This window comes from Saccharopolyspora antimicrobica (assembly GCF_003635025.1).
In the GTDB taxonomy this organism is placed as follows: domain Bacteria; phylum Actinomycetota; class Actinomycetes; order Mycobacteriales; family Pseudonocardiaceae; genus Saccharopolyspora; species Saccharopolyspora antimicrobica.
Genome location: NZ_RBXX01000002.1, coordinates 1,731,178 through 1,748,597, shown reverse-complemented (window position 1 = coordinate 1,748,597; position 17,420 = coordinate 1,731,178). Strand labels below are relative to the sequence as shown.

13 protein-coding genes and 1 tRNA gene are annotated in these 17,420 nt (G+C 69.7%); 12 read left to right on the top strand and 2 right to left on the bottom strand.

The window, feature by feature from the left end; genetic code table 11:
* Positions 1 to 19: 19 nt before the first annotated feature.
* Positions 20 to 1,429 (bottom strand): MFS transporter, encoded by a 1,410-nt coding sequence (locus ATL45_RS08665; protein WP_211841198.1) that lies wholly within the window; start codon positions 1,427 to 1,429, stop codon positions 20 to 22.
* Between the two features lie 81 nt (positions 1,430 to 1,510).
* Here ATL45_RS08665 and ATL45_RS08660 point away from each other — a divergent pair, with 81 nt between their 5' ends.
* From ATL45_RS08660 to ATL45_RS08610, 11 genes are all read left to right on the top strand, one after another.
* A complete protein-coding gene (locus ATL45_RS08660; protein WP_093152691.1) occupies positions 1,511 to 1,897 on the top strand; it encodes a winged helix-turn-helix transcriptional regulator in 387 nt (128 codons plus the stop codon).
* 150 nt (positions 1,898 to 2,047) lie between these two features.
* Positions 2,048 to 2,629, top strand: coding sequence for a DinB family protein (locus tag ATL45_RS08655; RefSeq protein WP_093152694.1), 582 nt, complete (start codon positions 2,048 to 2,050; stop codon positions 2,627 to 2,629).
* A gap of 98 nt (positions 2,630 to 2,727) precedes the next feature.
* Entirely contained in the window at positions 2,728 to 3,144 is a 417-nt protein-coding gene (locus tag ATL45_RS08650) for a RelB antitoxin-like protein (RefSeq protein WP_093152696.1), read from the top strand.
* Entirely contained in the window at positions 3,141 to 3,566 is a 426-nt protein-coding gene (locus ATL45_RS08645) for a cytotoxic translational repressor of toxin-antitoxin stability system (protein WP_093152698.1), read from the top strand. Before ATL45_RS08650 ends, ATL45_RS08645 begins: the two co-directional genes overlap by 4 nt.
* Before the next feature lie 283 nt (positions 3,567 to 3,849).
* Entirely contained in the window at positions 3,850 to 5,172 is a 1,323-nt protein-coding gene (locus ATL45_RS08640; protein WP_093152701.1) for an NAD(P)/FAD-dependent oxidoreductase, read from the top strand.
* 308 nt (positions 5,173 to 5,480) lie between these two features.
* Entirely contained in the window at positions 5,481 to 6,608 is a 1,128-nt protein-coding gene (locus ATL45_RS08635; RefSeq protein WP_121505314.1) for an ATP-grasp domain-containing protein, read from the top strand.
* A gap of 91 nt (positions 6,609 to 6,699) precedes the next feature.
* A tRNA-Leu gene (locus tag ATL45_RS08630) sits at positions 6,700 to 6,776 on the top strand.
* Positions 6,777 to 6,936: 160 nt separating this feature from the next.
* Positions 6,937 to 7,404 carry a hypothetical protein gene (locus ATL45_RS08625; protein ID WP_143121639.1) on the top strand — a complete coding sequence of 156 codons (468 nt, stop codon included), beginning with the start codon at positions 6,937 to 6,939 and terminating at the stop codon, positions 7,402 to 7,404.
* A 127-nt stretch (positions 7,405 to 7,531) separates the two neighbouring features.
* Positions 7,532 to 8,428 (top strand): hypothetical protein, encoded by an 897-nt coding sequence (locus tag ATL45_RS08620; RefSeq protein WP_093152706.1) that lies wholly within the window; start codon positions 7,532 to 7,534, stop codon positions 8,426 to 8,428.
* Positions 8,425 to 9,072, top strand: coding sequence for a hypothetical protein (locus ATL45_RS08615; protein WP_093152708.1), 648 nt, complete (start codon positions 8,425 to 8,427; stop codon positions 9,070 to 9,072). The genes ATL45_RS08620 and ATL45_RS08615 overlap by 4 nt, the downstream gene beginning before the upstream one ends.
* Before the next feature lie 47 nt (positions 9,073 to 9,119).
* Positions 9,120 to 9,950 (top strand): inositol monophosphatase family protein, encoded by an 831-nt coding sequence (locus tag ATL45_RS08610; protein ID WP_211841197.1) that lies wholly within the window; start codon positions 9,120 to 9,122, stop codon positions 9,948 to 9,950.
* Positions 9,951 to 9,956: 6 nt separating this feature from the next.
* Here ATL45_RS08610 and ATL45_RS08605 read toward each other — a convergent pair whose 3' ends face one another.
* Entirely contained in the window at positions 9,957 to 11,225 is a 1,269-nt protein-coding gene (locus ATL45_RS08605) for an ArsB/NhaD family transporter (protein ID WP_211841196.1), read from the bottom strand.
* Positions 11,226 to 11,371: 146 nt separating this feature from the next.
* Between ATL45_RS08605 and ATL45_RS08600 the strand changes: the two genes are divergently transcribed.
* The gene (locus ATL45_RS08600; protein ID WP_093152713.1) at positions 11,372 to 17,137 is read left to right on the top strand and encodes a WD40 domain-containing protein; all 5,766 of its coding nucleotides are present in this window, start codon (positions 11,372 to 11,374) and stop codon (positions 17,135 to 17,137) included.
* The last annotated feature ends 283 nt before the right edge of the window (positions 17,138 to 17,420 follow it).

Here is a 17,420-nt window from a genome sequence, read left to right as displayed (position 1 = left end):
GCAGCCGAACGGCTGCACGTCAAACCGGGGACCGGTGCGGCCTCGGGATGGCGAAGGACAGGAACGCGATGGCGACCAGTGCCGCCGAGCCGATCAGGCCGGCCGTTCGCAAGCCCTCGACCAGCGCGGGAGCCGTTCCCGCCGCCGCGATGGTGTTGGCGGCGCCCACCAGCACGGCCAGGCCGACCGCGCCGCCGATGTACTGCGAAGTCGACGTCAGGGCGGTGGCCACGCCCTGTTCGTCGGTGGCCGTGCCGGTGGAGGCAGCCAGGAAGATCGGCGGGAATCCGATGCCCGCGAACAGGGCCCAGGCGGTCGCTCCGGGGAGCACCGCCCAGTACGAGCCGCCTGCGGACAGACTCGCGGAGAAGACCGCCATCGATGCGCCGAATCCCGCCATCCCGGTGAGCAGGGCCGTCCGAAGGCCCCAGCGCCGCAGCAAGCGGGGGAACAGCACACCGGAGCCGATCATGCTGAACGCGCTCAGCGGCAGGAATCCGAGGCCGGTGGCCAGCGCGCCGAGGTCGAGGGTTTCCTGCAAGTACGTCGTGAAGACGTAGTACTCGGTGGCGATCGCGCTCATGAACGCGAACGCCATGACGACCGCGACGGTCAGATTGCGGTTCCGGAACATCCGAAGCGGTACGAGTGCGTTGCGCGAGCGCCGTTCGAGGAAGAGGAATCCCGCGAGCAGGCCCGCTCCGAGGAGCAGGCAGCCAGCCGCCCGGGCCGTCGCCCAGCCCGTCTCGGGGCCGTTGACGAGGCCGAACACCACCGAGGTCGAACCCGCGGTGGCCAGCACCGCGCCCGGCAGGTCGAAGCCGCGGAAGTTCGGTCCGCGGCCGCGATCCGCAGGGAGCAGGGTGATCCCGGCGATCGAGGCCGCGAGGGCCAGAGGGACGTTGACGAACAGAACCCATTCCCAGCCGAGGAATCCGGTGAGCGCGCCACCGCCGAGCGCGCCGAGCGCCGCCCCGGAACTCCCGGCGATGCCCCAGACCGCGAGTGCGCGAGTGCGCGCGGGGCCTTCCGCGAAGTTGGTGTTGATCAGCTTGAGTGTGGACGGGATCAGCACGGCGGCGCCCAGGCCCTGGACGGCTCTGGCGGCCACGAGTGCTTCCGGGCTGGTGGCGAGCCCGCCGGCCAGCGACGAGAGGCCGAAGACCACCGTGCCGGTGAGGAAGACGCGGCGCGCGCCCAGCCGGTCCGCCGCGCGGCCGCCCACCAGCAGGAAGCCGCCCAGCGCCACGGTGTACGCGCTGACCACCCACTGCAGCGATTGAGCGCTGAAGTCCAGCTCGCGGCCGATCTCCGGCAGCGCGACGAAGACGATGTCGAAGTCGACCGCGACGATCAGCTGCGACAGGGCCAGCAGCGCTAGAACCGCCCGGGGGCGGTGCTTGCGATCCGGCGGTGCTCGGTGCGGCACGGCTTCTCCTCTGCTGAGTGCACGATTTGTTACAGAGGGGATCTTCTGTGATCCTCGACCATGCTGGAAGGAGGCAGTTTCATGTCCCAGAGGCACACCGATGTGTCCGTGCAGTTCGGCGACCACGCCTGCGCGCTGGCCGAGGTCGTGGACCGGGTGAGCGGCAAGTGGGCGATCGGCGTCCTGGTCGCCGCGGCGGCCGGTCCGATCCGGTTCACCGAGCTGGAGCGGGCCGTCGAGGGCATCAGCCGGCGCATGCTGACCCTGACCCTGCGCAACCTCGAACGCGACGGGCTGCTGACCCGCACGGTGTACCCGGTGGTCCCGCCGAAGGTCGAGTACGAGCTCACCGACGTCGCGCGGGAGCTGAACGAGTCCCTGGCCGGGCTCACGGCCTGGGCCGAGCGCCACCGCACCACGATCGCGCTGGCCCGCAAGGAGTACGACGCCCAGCACGGGAACGGATGACGTCCGTCAGGTCGCGTAGCGCTCGGTTAGGGGCAACGTCCTCGGCGTGATGCACAACCCGCACTACCTGGCCGTTCTGGGCGAAAAGCCGCCTGCGGCGCGATGATCCGCATCTGGTGGTTGTCGGGCCGCCGTGGCAGATTTCGCGGCATGACGGGATTCGATCCGAAGGCCGAGCTGGTGCGCTACCTGAAAGCCGGCCGCGAAGCGCTGCTGTGGAAGCTCGACGGCCTCTCCGAGTACGACGTCCGCCGCCCGCTGACCCCGACGGGCACCAACCTGCTCGGCCTGGTCAAGCACGTCGCCAGCATGGAGGCCGGGTACTTCGGCGTCGTGTTCGGCCGGCCGTTCCCCGAACCGCTGCCCTGGCTGGCCGAGGACGCCGAGCTCAACGCCGACATGTGGGCGACCGCCGACCAGTCGCGCGAGTGGGTCGTCGACTTCTACCACCGGACGTGGGCGCACTCGGACGCCACGATCGACGCCTTGGAGCTGGACGCGCCGGGCCGGGTGCCGTGGTGGCCCGCCGACCGGAACGAGGCGACGCTGCACCGGATCCTGGTGCACGTGATCGCCGAAACCGACCGGCACGCCGGACACGCCGACATCGTCCGCGAGCTCATCGACGGCGAAGTCGGCATGGTCAACGGCAACGAGAACATGCCGCCGGCCGACAAGGCCTGGTGGGCGGAGTACCGCGCCCGCCTGGAGCGCGTGGCGGCGGAGGCCTGATCAGGGCGGGTGGGATCACCAGTATGGGGATAAGTACTTCACGTACTTGACGTACATGCGGGTCTTCAGGAGACTGGTGTCGAGGTCGGGAGAGGGATATGACTGCACTGCATTTCGACAGCTACACAGAGGCCCGTGCGCACTTAAAGGACTTGCTGGACGCGGCCGAACGGGGGCGTGCTGCCACCATCCGGCGTGATAGCGCGCTGACGGCGGTCGTCGACGTTGAACGGCTGCGCTACTTCCTCGCGTCTCTTGTTCCCTCGCGCGCGGAAGCGGTGTCTGAGGCCGATGGGTGGTCGGTGTTCATCCCGGGGTTGCCGGTGGCTGCCGATGGGGACACGTTCGACGAAGCGATCGACGAGATGGTTGTCGCGCTGCGCGAGTACGCAGATGACTGGCACGACCGCTTGCTGGATGCGCCGAACCACCGTGAGAACTGGGGTTTGGTGCAACTCGTGAGTCTCAGCGACGACGAGCAGCTGCGCGACTGGTTGGTTGGGGCGGTGCCGTGACCTGGCCGCCGGCAACTCGCAAAGATCACGACACCTTCTGTCGCGTCGAGGAATGGACCGAGGTGCGCAACGCGCGTGGTCGCACCGGTACTCACCACGTCACCTACGAACTCGGCTTGCCGGATGGTCGAATCCTGCGGACTCGGATCTCGCATCCGGTGAACAGAACTGACTACGGCCCGAGGATGTGGAAACACATTCTCCGCGACCAGCTTCAAGTGGAAGAGGACGAGTTCTGGGTATGTGTCAACGACGGGATCAGGCCGAATCGGGGAATGCCTGAGCGGCACGCCGAGTCGTTGCCGGTGGATCTGGTGCGTCTCCTGATCGTGCGAGTCGGGCTGTCAGAGGCGGAAGTGGCGAGCATGAGCAAGGACGAAGCGATAGCGAGGATCCAGCGGCACTGGACTGAAGGTCGCTGATCGGGCGGGGTGAACGTCCGGTGAACGGATCCGGGGGAATCGGACATATCCGATTGGGTTTGGGCATTGCGGCTCAAGATTCGGTAGGGTGGCTGGAACCAGCCCTCATGACACCTCGGTGGTGTCGTCGTGACGCCACCGCACACCACCCCTCCAGGGTGCGTACACAGCGCGTTTGACCGCGTACTGCGCGTTGACCGTGATCGAAGCCACCCGCGACTGGCGTCACATTAAGGGGGGTCGGCGCAGCGCGAACACGGTCCGTGGTGCGACCATGTGAAGCATGGCTGGTAAATCCGATCCCACGCGGATTCTCATCCTCGGCGGCGGTTACGTCGGCATGTACACGGCACTTCAGCTGCAGAAGAAGCTGGGGCGCCGGGAAGCCTCCGTGACGGTCGTCGATCCTCAGCCGCACATGACCTACCAGCCCTTCCTCCCGGAAGCGGCAGCGGGCAACGTTGAGCCCCGCCACGTGGTAGCGCCACTGCGACGAGTGTTGAAGCGGTGCCACGTGGTCACCGCCGCTGTCACCGAGATCAATCACGACCAGAAGGTCGTCACGGTCGACAACCCGCAGACGGGTTCCGAGCAGATCGGCTACGACGTGCTCGTCGTGGCGCTGGGCTCGGTCTCCCGACTGCTGCCGATCCCCGGCCTCGCCGAGGAGGGCATCGGGCTCAAGACCGTTGGCGAAGCGACCTACCTGCGCAACCACGTGCTGGGCAAGATGGACGCCGCCGCCAACACCGACGACGAGGAGCTGCGCAAGCGGCTGCTGACCTTCACCTTCGTCGGCGGTGGCTTCGCTGGTGTCGAGGCGCTGGCGGAGCTGGAGGACATGGCCCGCTTCGCGACGCGCTACTACGACAACATCAAGGCCGACGACATGTCCTGGGTGCTCGTCGAGGCCGCCGGCCGGGTGATGCCCGAGGTCAGCGAGAAGATGGGCGTCTACGTCGTCAACGCCCTCGAAGAGCGCGGCATCAAGGTCTACCTGAACACCTTCCTGAAGTCGGTGGAGGGCGGCCACGCGGTGCTGTCCGACGGCACCGAGTTCGACACCGACACGCTGGTGTGGAACGCGGGCGTCAAGGCCAACCCGGTGCTGAAGAACAGCGACCTCCCGCTCGACGAGCGCGGCCGGGTCAAGGCCAGCGCGCACCTGCAGGTCGAGGGCCTGCCGGGCGTCTGGGCCGCCGGTGACTGCGCCGCGGTGCCGGACCTGTCGAAGACCGACGAGAACCCCGGCGCGACCTGCGCCCCGTCGGCCCAGCACGCGGTGCGGCAGGCCAACCAGCTGGCGAAGAACGTGCTGTCGACGCTGCGCGGCAAGAAGACCAGCGAGTACCGGCACGCCTACGCCGGTTCGGTCGCGGGCATGGGGCTGTACAAGGGCGTCGCCGACGTCTACGGCTTCAAGGCCAAGGGCTTCGTGGCGTGGTTCATGCACCGCTCGTACCACGTGAGCCGGATGCCCACGTTCAACCGCAAGCTGCGCATCATCATCGACTGGACGCTGGCCTTCCTGTTCAAGCGGGAAGTGGTGTCCATGGGCCAGATCGAGAACCCGCGGGCCGCCTTCGAGCGGGCTGCGGAGAGCTGACCGGCCGGGAGCAACAGCGACGAAGCCGCGTGTCGCAGCCGGCACGCGGCTTTCTTGCGCTGATGTTCTGCTCCGTGCGGGCTACTTGATGATCAGATACTCTTGACAGCCCGTAGCGAGTAATCGAAGACTGCGCCTAGGTGTTCACCTAAATGGGTGCGTCATGCGGGGGAAGGGGTGAATCCCTTGACGCTGAAGGAACTGGCTGCGCTGCTGCGCAGCGGCGCGGTCGAGGAAGGTCCGCTCGCCGATTTCGCGGCCGACTACCGCGAGGCGGCCAAGGTCTTCCGGAAGAAGGACGACTGACCATGGCATCGGCCGAGGGGCAGCCCACCGACGCCGGGGGCTTCTCCGAGCCGTCGCTGCGCCCGACGCCGATGCTGCTGCAGGGCCAGGACTACTTCTTCCGCGCCCCCGACACCCCGCTGGACTTCCAGGAGCGGATGTTCGGCGCGGACATGGTCGTCGACGAACCAGGTGATCCGGTTCCGTGCGTGCTGGTGCTGGCCCGCGCCGCGGACATGGAGATGAACCAGCTCTCGCTGGCCCTGGCCGAGCACGACATCCGCATGGTCCGCATCGACGCCGATCGCTGCCTGGACCTGCCGCTCACCATCTACACCGACACGCCGCTGATCGAGTTCCAGCGCTGGCTGCTGCGCCCGCTGCTGGTCTGGCGGCGGCACTTCGACATCGACGCGGTGCCCGCCGACCCGACCACGGTGCACGGCGCCTACGTCCGCGAGCAGTGGCGGGCGGTGGCCAACTGGCTGTCCTGCCGCAACGACTGGGACCGGGTCAACTCGGTGCGCGTGAGCGAGCACCTCGACCGGCTGACCCAGCTGCAGGACGCGGCCGCGGTCGGCCTGCGGGTGCCCCGCACCGCGGTGACCACGATGCCCGGCCGCAGCCGCCCCGGCGGTGGCCGCTGCATCGTCAAGACGGCCGGCCACCACCTGCTCGAACCCGAGCCCGGCGCGCTGCGCGGGCTGTTCCCGCAGCCGCTGGACATCCGCCGCTCCGGCGAGACCCGCGAACCGGCGCCGGTGCTGGTGCAGCAGTACGTCGAGGCGGACCGCGAGCTGCGCGTCTTCGTGGTCGGCGACCGCACGATCGGCTTCGAGGTGCAGAAGCTGGACCCGGCGCAGCTGTGGGTCGACCCGGACTCGGTGGTGGTCGAACCGGCGGAGGTCCCCGAGCAGCTGTCCGAGCGCCTGCTGGAGCTGTGCCGGAACTGGGGCCTGAGCGTGGCGGGCTTCGACCTGCTCGGCGTCGGCGACGACTGGGTGTTCCTGGAGGTCAACGTCAACTGCGACTGGCGCTGGTTCGAGCACCGCGCGGAGTCGACCGCGGTCTCCACCGCCGTCCACGACTGGATCCGCACCCGCTTCCAGGAGCTCCTGGCGGCAGCGCCCGGCGGGTGGGGCCGTTGGTGAACCAACCGACCAGGTGCGAATTACCGGAACCGGGAACCGATCAGGGCACTCCTGCGTCGTAGTGGTGCGGTCGGCCCCGCGCCGACCACCGGCCCCCGTAGCCCAACTGGCAGAGGCAGACGACTTAAAATCGTCCAAGTGTCGGTTCGAACCCGACCGGGGGCACCACCGGCCTATTTCCTGAACAGGTGTTTCGCTCGCAGCAGGCGTGGTTTCGCCGGGTATTTCCGCTTCGCGACTGGTGGTGACTCCGCTGCTGTCGCCGCGCAGGCAGCACCTGCTCCCGTTCGGCTCCGCGGTGTCCGTGATCCCGGATAGCTTGCTGAACATGGAAGCCGTTCTGGCAGTCGCGTTCGTCGCCGCACTCCTCGTCGTGAGCACCTGGTGGCTGATGCTTCCCATCGGCGCGGGCTACCTCATCAGCGTCGTCGTCACCGCCGTCCGGCGATCCCCGGGCGCTGGGCGGCTGCCCGGTCTCTGGGCGCGGCTCGGCGTCGGCTCCGCACTCCTCTGCGCGGCCACCGCCGGCTACGGGATGACCAGGATGACGACCTCCTTCAGGTTGGACGCCGACGACCCGTGCACCCTCAGCGACGACCTCCTGGACAACCACCCGATCATCGACTGGCCGCTGAGCGACACCGGCTGCCGCGGGTACGAATCGGTGCCCGCCTTCGTGAACCCGGTGATCTTGCTGCTCGCCGTGGTGTTCTCGGCATCGGTGGTCGCGATGGTCATCACCTGGCGCGGGCAGCGGGCCCGTCCGGAGCAGTCGATGTCCACAATGGACGGCTAGGTCGCGGGGACTGCGGCATTCGGGTCACGTCGCGGGCGGAGTCACGTGATCGCTGGTCATCGAACGAGCCGCATCGATACGCTTCGACCACCCGGTAGCAGGAAGTTCCGACAGCGGAAGAGGTGAGATGGGACGGTTCCCGGTCTGGCTGCGCAGCAACGCCGACGGCTTTCTCGCGCTGCTGATCGCCGTGGCGGTCGGTCTCATCGGCGTCCTGGACGTCTTCAACGCCGACCAGATCCTGCCCGAGGCGACCCTGCTGGTCCTGGCGCTGCTGGCGACCACGCTGCTGCGCGACCGCCGCAAGTCGGCCCAGATGCTGGCCGATCGCGATTCCGTGCGCATGATCAACGGGCCGGAGGTCGGACAGGTCCACGCGAAGGCGCATCGCGACAGCGAGCAGTGGATGTTCAAGGGCGGTACCGGTACCTACCTGCGTGCGGTGACGTTGCCGGAGTGCGTGGAGAGCGCGCGCAGCGCCAAGCGACCGCTCCGGATGCAGGTGGAGATCATCGACCCCACCGACGAGTTGCTGTGCCACGAGTACGCGCGGTACCGGTCGTCGTTGTCACCGGGCCCGGACCGCACCGGGGAACCGTGGACCGTCGACCGCACCCGCAAGGAGTCCTTCGCCACCGTGCTGGCCGCGTGCTGGTACCGCCAGCGCTTCAACTTCCTCAAGGTCGAGGTCGGCCTGTCCAAGGTGATGACGACGTTCCGCTGGGACCTGTCATCGGAGTGGGTGCTCCTGACGCAGGAGGACCCGGCCGCGCCCGCGATGCTGTTCGACAAGACGCGGCCGCACTACCGCGCCTACAACCGGGAACTGATGGCCAGCTTCGAGCAGACCCGGCGGGTCGACCTGGACCGGGCGCGGGAGCTCACCCTCGCCGCCGAACCGACGATCGACGAGACCCGCAAGCTGTTCGCCGTGCTCGACATGGAGCTTCCCGGGACGTTCACCGACCGCGATGTCACCGACCTCATCCGCCGCGCGATCCGACCGAAGAACCCGTACTGGTGATGTTCTACGACGCGCTCCACCGAGCGATGCGGGAGGAAGCCGGCACGGCCCTCCCGCGCTGGACCGTGGACGCGCTCAGCGAGGTGGCCGAGGGGCGCAGCGAGGTGGCGGCCGTCGGCCACCCGCTCGGCTTCGTGTGCCTGCCGCTGGAACGCGCCGGCCAGCAAGGCGTCTGCGTGCACGTCTGGAGCGACAAGCTCATCTCGGCGGATCCGACGACGTCGGCCACGCACGCCCACAGCTGGGACCTGACCAGCTACGTCCTCTACGGAACGCTGCGCAACGATCTCGTCGGGGTCGTCGACGCGCCGGAGGAGCCCACGCACCGGGTCTTCGAGGTGTGCAGCGGCGCCGAGGGCGACGAGATCCGGCGGACTCCCTGGCTGGTCCGCCGGCGGACCGAGGTCAGCGAACTCCACGAGCGCGGCGAGGTGTACTCGCTGCCCGCCGGTGTCTTCCACGAGACGGTGCCGCAGGGCGAGACGGCGACGCTCGCGCTCGGCCGGGGCCACCCAGGGGCGGTCGATCTCACCCTCGGCTCGCTCGACACCGGCGACCACCGCGTGCGGCGGCAGCGCTACGGCGGCGAGGAGACCGCCTTCGCGGCCAGCGTCGTCGCCGAGAAGCTCGTGCAGGTGCATTGAACGCGGCTCCGGGAGGATCGATGCGAACGAGGAAGACACTGACTCCGGTGGATCTCGCGCACGCCCGGTCCGTCGCGGTGCGCGCCGTCGAGGAGGCGGGGACTCTGCTGCACCCGAGATCCCGCGGGGAGCTGGTGGTGCGCACCAAGAGCTCGACCGGCGATGTCGTGACCGATCTCGACCTGGCCGCCGAAGAGCTCATCGTGGAGCGCATCCGGGAGGTGTTTCCCGAGCACCGGATCATCTCCGAGGAGGCGGGACTGCTCGACGCCGCCGACGAGACGTGGACGTGGTTGGTGGATCCGCTGGACGGCACCAACAACATGGCCATCGGCCTGAGCAACTACGTCGTCGGCATCGCCTTGTGCGAGAACGGGATGCCGGTGGTGGGCGCCGTGCACGATCCGGTGCGCGGCGAGACCTGGTCCGCTGTGCGCGATCAGGGCACGCGCGGGCCGGGTGGCCTGATCGTGACGTCCCCGCCCCGGGCAGAGCCGCACGGGGCGGTGCTGGCCTGGTCGCAGGGCTACGCCTGCCGGGACGACGACGTGGCGCGAGCGCTGCGCGTCACGCTGGAATCCCGCGCGCGGCGGGTGCTCCAGCTGTGGGCCCCGCTGCTGGCGTGGGTGATGCTGGCGCGCGGGGACATCGACGGGTTCGTCGGCTACCGGGCGGAAGCGGTCGATCTCCCCGCAGGCAGCCTGATAGCGCGCGAAGCCGGGCTGGTCGTGCACGACTTCGACGGGTTCCCCTTCGACGACCGCTTCGACCGGCCGCACGACCGCAGCTTCGTGGCCGGGCACCCGCGTGCGATCCCGGAGCTGCTCGACATGGTCCGGGCCGCTGACCGCGTCACCATCGCCGGCCTCCCCGGTTGAAGATGCTCACCCGGTGAGGAGCAAGGCGCCGACGGCGGCCGTCAACGCCACTGCTGCCAGCACGGATCCGGTGAGCACGAAGCGGCCCATGGACACGCGCAGCCCGAACGCGCGGCAGGACTCCAGGCACAGCAAGGTCGCCAGCGACGCCCACGGCGTGATGATCGGCCCGACGTTGGTGCCGATGAGCAGCGCCAGCAGCTGGTCGTGGGCGCCCGGGGCGATGACGGCTTCCCCCGCCACGTAGGCAGGCAGGTTGTTGACGACGTTGGACAGACCGGCGCCCGCCGCCGCGGCGCGGAAGGAGCCGAGCGCGGACTCATCGGTGCCGATGAGGGCGGTCATCACCTCGGCGAGGCCGTGGCGGCTGACCGTGGGAACCACCAGGAACAGCCCGGTGACCAGGATCAACAGCTGCCACGGGACCAGGCTCCACTTCAGCTGGTCGCGCTTGAGGACGGCGAAGGCCACCACGACGACCAGCGCGGCGACTGCCGCCGCGTAGCCGATGGACTCGTGCACGAACGGGATCGCCAGGATGAACAGCAGGCACGCCACGCCGGAAATCCAGAACAGGGCCCGGTCGCGGGGTTCCGCCACCCGGATCGGCGTCGGCGGGAGGTAGCGGTCGGCGCCTCGTTTCCCGCGCCGCCAGTAGCAGAGCCACAGCACCACCATCGTCGCCGCCAGCGAGGCGAGTTGCGGGGCCCACATCCTGGCGGCGAAGTCCGGTGCCGCCAGCATGACCCGGTCGGCCGCGAGCAGGTTGGTCAGATTCGACACCGGCAGCAGCAGGCTCGCCGTGTTGGCCAGCCAGATGGTCGTCATGGCCAGCGGCAACGCGGCGATCCTGGCTTTCGGTGCCAGCGCGAGGAAAACCGGTGCGAGCAGCACCGCCGTGGTGTCCAGGTTCAGGAACACCGTGGTGGCGGTCGCGAAAGCCACGCACAGCAGGAAGAGCGCGACGTAGTTGCCCCTGCCGACGATCGCGAGCCTGGTCGCGATGACGTCGAAGACCTGCGCGTGCCGGGCGAGCTTGGCCAGCACGATCACGCTGCCGAGGAACAGCAGCAGCGGTGCGATCCGGCGGAGGCTGTCCTCGGCCTCAGCAGCCGGCAGGAGACCCGTCAGCACGCAGAGCACGCCCGCTACCAGCAACCCGACCCGGATCCAGTCGAGCAGGGCGACCGCGGCGAGCTTCGCGCGCAACCGCCGGGAAATCGTGTCCGCGCGGGGCCGGGCGGCGACCGCATCCTGGTCGTGACCGGTGCTCACGCAGGAGCCCTCCGCATCCCGATCGGCTCGATGAAGTACACCGGAGCATTCTGCAGGATGCTCCGAGCTCGACAGCGCACGAAGGAATGATCTCAATCCGTTCGGACCATGTCCAACACGGCGTCACGAGCGGAATACTGTCCGGCATGACCAGGGGCGGCGACCGGGGCGGCCCGAACCGCCCCATCGATTTCTTCATCAGCTACTCACCTGCCGACGAGCGCTGGGCGACCTGGATCGCCTGGCAGCTGGAAGCGGAGGGCTATCGCGCGCTGATCCAGGCGTGGGACTTCGTCCCAGGCACGAACTTCATCGACTTCATGGATCGCGGGGTGCGCGACGCGTCGGTCGTCGTGTGCGTGCTCTCCCGCAACTACCTGGCGTCGCGGTACGGAACGATGGAGTGGCAGGCGGCGCTTCGCACCGACAAGAGCAAGCTCGTCACCATCCGCGTCGAGGACTGCCCCATCGACGGTCTGCTCGCCACCATCACCTACCTGGACATGCTCGACATCCGCGATGCGCGGACCGCGCGGCAGGCGCTGCTGGAGCGGATGCGCCACATGCTGGCCGGCCGGGCGAAACCAGAGATGGCGCCGGGATTCCCGCACCAGCAGTCGGTTCCGGGCACAGTGCTGCGGCAGGGCGACGCGACGCTGCTGCCGGGCCTGGAGCACGAACTCCCGCGTCAGCAGCAGGACTCGCGGGAACCCGCGCGGACGCGCCGCACCCCGGTGGCTCCGCCCGCATATCCTCCGGCCGGTCCGGCGCCGGGCGGGGTGCGGGAAAGCTTGTCGGTACTGCACGTGCCCGGACCCAGGTTCGGTCGTGGCATGGCCGGTCCCGACGAGCCGTTGAGCGCGAAGGACCTGCAATCGCAGATCTGGGCCAACGTGACCAGCCTCAACGACGCCGGCGTCGCGCCACCCGATCTCATCGTGGTCAGCGGCGACCTCACCGAATCCGCTCGCCCGCGCGAAGTCGACGAGGCGTTGACGTTCCTGACCGGCTTGCGAGTGCTGCTCGGCCTGGACGCGCACCGGCTGGTCGTCGTCCCCGGCGGTCGGGACGTGTCCCAAGCGGCGTGCCTGGCCTACTTCGCCAGCTGCGAGGCCAGGGACGTCCAACCGCAGGAGCCCTACTACCCCAAGCTGGCGCACTACGCGGAGCTGTTCGCCGATCTGTACCAGGGCATGGAGGGCCCGGCCTTCGACGTCGCGCAGCCGTGGACGCTGTTCACCGTGCCGGAGCTGAAGGTCAGCGTCGCCGGCATGAACTCCACGATGGCGGCCAGCCATCGCCCCGAGGACAACTACGGCTGGATGGGCGAGGCGCAGGCCGCCTGGTTCGCCGAACGGCTGCGGCCGTTCGAGGAATCCGGCTGGCTGCGGTTCGGGGTCATCCGCCACGCGCCCACCCCGGGCAACGATCCCGGTCTGCTCCGCGATGCCGGCACCCTGGACCGGATGCTCGGGCGCCGCCTGAACTTCCTGCTGCACGGCCCGGAACCCGACGGGACGCGCACCGACTACCTCGAATCCGGACTCCCCGCGCTGGCAGGGGCCGGCCCCGGCCGGGACGAGATCATCGAGGTCACCACCGATGGTCTGCGACGTTTCTCGGTGCACGACGGCAGCTTCGGCGAGAACGCCGAGCACATCCGGCGCGAGTGGCACGCCATCGGCGCCACCTTCCCGGACGCACCGGAGCCCGCGGCGGCACTCCCCGGAACGGCCGCACCCGAGCCGGAACGCTCGGCACCGCGGCAAGCCGGTGATCCGCACAGCCTGCTGCTGGAGCGCGTCGCGGAGGTCTGCGCGGCCCGCGATGCGGAGGCCAAGATCCGCCGCATCGAATCCGACCCGCCGCACCTGCTGGTCACCCGGCAGGAAGAGGGCTTCAACCCGCAGTGGCGGGTGGGCGTGCACGTGGGCGAGATGACCCGCGACATCGTCGACGAGTTCCTGCGCCACGACCCCGACCACGGCTCCGAACTGGTCTACCAGGGGCCACCCCCACCGCGGTCGATGCGGGAGGAGGCGGCCCGCAGAGGCGTCCGGTTGCGCAGCTTCACCGAGTTCCAGGGCCTGCTGGACCTGCGCGACTACGTCGACAAGCAGACCAAGCGGCTGCGCGAGCACGAGGACTACCCGCCGGATCTCTACGTGCCCCAACGGTTCCGCGAGCTCGACCGCAGCGACCACGAGATGGGCGAGGACCTCGCCGGCGAGCTGATGCGGCTGATGACCGGGGACAACGCGCGGTTCGTCCTGCTGCTCGGCGATTTCGGCCGGGGCAAGACGTTCGCGCTCCGCGAGGTGGCCCGCCGCATCGCGGAGACCGCTCCGCACATGATCCCGATCCTCATCGAGCTCCGGGCGCTGGACAAGGCGCACTCGGTCGACGGGCTGGTCGCCGCGCACCTGGCCAACCACGGCGAGGAGCTGATCGACCTCAAGGCGTTCCACTACATGCTCCGCGAGGGCAGGATCGTGCTGCTCTTCGACGGTTTCGACGAGCTCGCCAGCCGGGTCACCTACGACCGCGCCGCCGACCACCTCGACACGCTCCTGCACGCCGCCCAGGACAAGGCGAAGATCATCGTCGCCAGCCGCACCCAGCACTTCAAGTCCCACGCGCAGGTGTTCACCGCTCTCGGCGAGCGGGTCGGGCTGCTGCCGCACCGCAGGATCATCGGCGTGGAGGACTTCACTCCCGCGCAGATCCGCGCCTACCTCGTCAACCGCTACGGCGGCGACGAGCGCAAGGCCGACGCGCGGCTGCGGCTGATCAACGGTGTGCAGGACCTGCTCGGCCTGTCGCAGAACCCGCGCATGCTCAGCTTCATCGCCGACCTCGACGAGCAGCGGTTGCGGGCGGTCGCCGGTGCCCAGCACACCATCAGCGCGGCCCTGCTCTACCACGAGATCCTGGACTCCTGGTTGCAGTTCGAAGCCGACCGGGCGTCGGGAACCCCGCGCGCCGAGACCGGACTCGGCCTCGACGACCTGTGGCGGGCGGTGACCACGCTCGCCCTGCGGCTCTGGGAATCCGGCGAGTCCCGGCTCCGGCTGGCGGATCTGAGCGAGATCGCCGACACGCTCGTCGACCTCGCCGACGGCCGCCTCTCCAGCTCCCAGCGCACGCACGCGATGGGTGCCGGGAGCTTGCTGGTGCGCACCGGGGAGAGCGAGTTCGGCTTCATCCACAGCTCCGTCATGGAGTGGCTGGTCGCCCGGTCGATCGCGACGTCGCTGAACTCGGGCTCGACGGCACCGTCCCAGCTGGTGCGGCGGCCGCTGTCGCAGCTGACGGTCGAGTTCCTCTGCGACCTGGCCGACACCCGCGCCTGCCAGGGATGGGTGCGCCGCGTGCTCGCCGACACCAGCGCGTCCGAGACGGCGCGGGCCAACGCGTTCAAGATGAACACCCGGCTGCGAGCGCCCGCGACCGCGGACCTGCGCCATGCCGCCATGCAGGGCGAGGACCTGTCCTACCGCGATTTCCAGGACGTCGACCTGACCGGGATCGACCTCACCGGAGCCCGGCTCGTGGGCACCAACCTGACCCGCGCCGTCCTGCGGGACGCCCGCCTGGTCGGTGCCCGGCTCGACGACGCGACCCTCAGCGGCGCCGACCTCACCGGAGCGGACTTCACCCGTGCGGTGCTGCCCCGCGCCGATCTCACCGGGGCGACCTTCACCGGCAGCCGCTGGCATCGCGCGGCGTTGATCGACAGCACGGGCCTCCCGGAGGGCGTCGACCTGCACGGCGCCGCAGTCGCTCCCGGGCAGCCGGTCGAGGTCGAGCTCTCCCCGGCTTCGATCGGCGTGCGGTACGGGTTCCACGCGGAGCTGGGCAGGCTCCCGCAGGTCCTGGCCTACAGCCCCGACGGTGGCACGCTCGCGATCGGCAGCGAGGACGGCGGTGTCCTGATCTGCGACACCACCACCGGTCTGCCGCTGCGAACCCTGCAGGGCCACCGGGACCGCGTGTTCGCCGTCGCGTTCGGAACCGACGTCCTCGTGACCGGTTCCAGCGACGGGACGGTGCGCACCTGGAACCCGGCGACCGGTCAGCCGCTGACCGTCCTCGAAGGACACCGGCAGTGGTCCTGGCCGGTCGTGCTCAGCCCGGACGGCACGACCCTGGCGACCGGGGACGCCGAGGGCGTTCTGCGGTTGTGGGACGTGGCGGACGGCTCGCTGCGGCACGAACTTCCCGGCGGTCGGGGATTCCTGTTCAGCCTGGCCTTCCACGAGAACTTCCTCGCCGCTTCGTACCGGGACGGCAGCGTCCGGATGTGGGACCTCGCCAGCGGTGCGTCGCTGGGCGAGCTGACCGGCGCGAGCGGATCGGTGTACCGCGTCGCCTACAGCCCGGACGGCGATCTCCTCGCCACCGGCGGGCAGGACGGTTCGGTCCAGCTGTGGGAACCGGAGACCGGCCGCCACCTCGGCGAGCTGTCCGGCCACACCGGCGGCGTCTACACGCTGGCCTTCCACCCGGGCGGACGGCTGCTGGCCAGCGGTGACACCGATGGCGGCGTGCGCGTGTGGGATCTCGACACCCGTCAGGCGCGGCACGTGCTCACCGAGCACGACGCGTCGGTCTACTGGGTCACCTTCAGCCCGTCCGGCGACCTCATGGCCACCGGCGACAGCGCGGGTGCGGTGCACGTGTGGGACACCGCGACCGGGCGGGTGCGGCACGCGCTCACCGGGCACACCGGATCGGTGTGGCCGTTCGCGTTCCGCCCCGACGGCGCCCAGCTCGCCATCAGCGACGACCAGTTCACGACACGGCTGTGGGATCCGATCACCGGGCAGTGCAGGCACACCATGACCGGCCACGGCCGCCAGATCACCGCCGTGCGGTTCAACCCCAGCGGTACAGCCCTGGCCACCAGCGGCAACGACGGCGTCGTGCGGTTGTGGGACCCGGTGACGGGGAAGCAGCAGAAGCGCCTCTTCGGCTCACCGGACCGGCTGCTCACGCTGGAGACCGCGATCTTCAGCCCGACCGCGTCCCGGCTGGCCACCGTCAGCAACGACGGCAGGGTGAACCTGCTGAGCCTGGACACCGACCGCTACGAACGCCACCTCAGCGTGGAGTGGCCGCCGATCTGGGCCGTGGCGTTCAGCCCGTCCGGTGACGAACTGGCGACTGCCAACGACGACGACACCGTCCGCGTCTGGTACCGGACGACCGGGCGGCTGGTGCACACGCTGGCCGAACACCGGGGCCGGGTGCGCTCCATCGCGTTCAGCGACGACGGGGCGCTGATCGCCACCGGCTGCGACGACTCGATGGTGCGGCTGTGGGAGGCGTCGACGGGCAAGCTGGTGCGCACGCTGGCCGGGCACACCGACCGGGTCTACTCCGTCGCGTTCGCCGACGGCATGGTCGCCAGCGCCTCGTGGGACAGCACGGCGCGGATCTGGGACGTCGACAGCGGCCAGACCAGGCACGTGCTCGGACGCCACACCGGCCGGGTCTGGACCACGGCGTTCAACCCGGCGGGCACCGTCCTGGCCACGGCGGGCGACGACCTGGTGATCCGCCTGTGGAACCCGGCGACCGGCGAACACCTGCACACGATGACCGGGCACAGCCGCAGCGTCTGGTCGGTGGAGTTCAGCCCGTCCGGCGACCTGCTGGCCAGCGGTGGTGACGACGGGACCACCCGGCTGTGGGCGATCGGCGACGGCCCGCCGCGGACGAAGATGGTGCTGCTCGGGTTCGCCGAAGGCTGGGCGGCGCTCGCCCCTGACGGCCGGTACAAGCGCGAAGGCGACGTGGGCGGGCAGTTCTGGCACGTGGTCGGGATGTGCCGGTTCGAGAACGGAGAACTCGACGCGCACCTGCCCGAGATCCGCCAGCTCCCCGCCGACACCCCGTTCGAGTTCTGATCGGGCGGGCCTCGCTCAGCCGCACGCACGGCGCTCCTCGAGTCAGGACGATTCACCTTGTGCGCGCAGGATCCGGAGATACCACCTCGGTACGTGAGCGTGGAGGGGCCGGTGATCGCCATCGACGCGGACGACGATTACGCGGCTTTCGCGGCGATGGCGCACCGCTACCTCGGACCGGAGGGCGCAGCGAGCTGCTTGGGTTTCGATCGAGGGCTTTCGATCAAGCGGATCGCTGTCCGGATGCGGCCTGAGCACTGGTCGAGCGCCGACTTCGCGGTTC